We start from the raw sequence: 414 nt of genomic DNA, 5'->3' as shown, positions 1-414 counted from the left end.
CATAATGGACAGTTTGCGTACCCACTTTTTGTAAATCACTTTCACTAATTCCAAAATCAGAATTAGGTTTATCAACTGCTTCTACATCATGTTTAAATGAAATAGTATAAGTTTGAACATCTTCATTTGAAAAAGTTGGTTTATCACTCGGATCAAAACTATTATTTACAAGAACATAACCTTGCTTTTTTAAAGCATCAATCTGATCTGAACTACTGTAACCAATCTCTTCACCAACATTACCTAACAATTCACCTGATGTAGCGATATTATTTTTATCATTGTCCAAATCTATATAATTAACGATAGCTTTTTTCTTTTTACCAAATATAGACATTTTTTATTCCCCGTATTCTAACTATTACATGACACTATTATATATTGTATGAACAGTGCTATGCCAATCTTACATAC

General features: G+C 29.5%; 1 protein-coding gene. It reads right to left on the bottom strand.

Annotated features, from left to right (window positions below; genetic code table 11):
* Positions 1 to 337: mucin-binding protein (locus ERK18_RS09355; RefSeq protein ID WP_463347161.1), on the bottom strand; the 337-nt coding region annotated here is incomplete at its 3' end.
* Between the last annotated feature and the right edge of the window lie 77 nt (positions 338 to 414).

Origin of the sequence: Lactobacillus kimbladii (assembly GCF_014323605.1) — a bacterium.
Lineage (GTDB): Bacteria > Bacillota > Bacilli > Lactobacillales > Lactobacillaceae > Lactobacillus > Lactobacillus kimbladii_B.
This window is presented reverse-complemented; position numbering and strand designations above follow the sequence as displayed.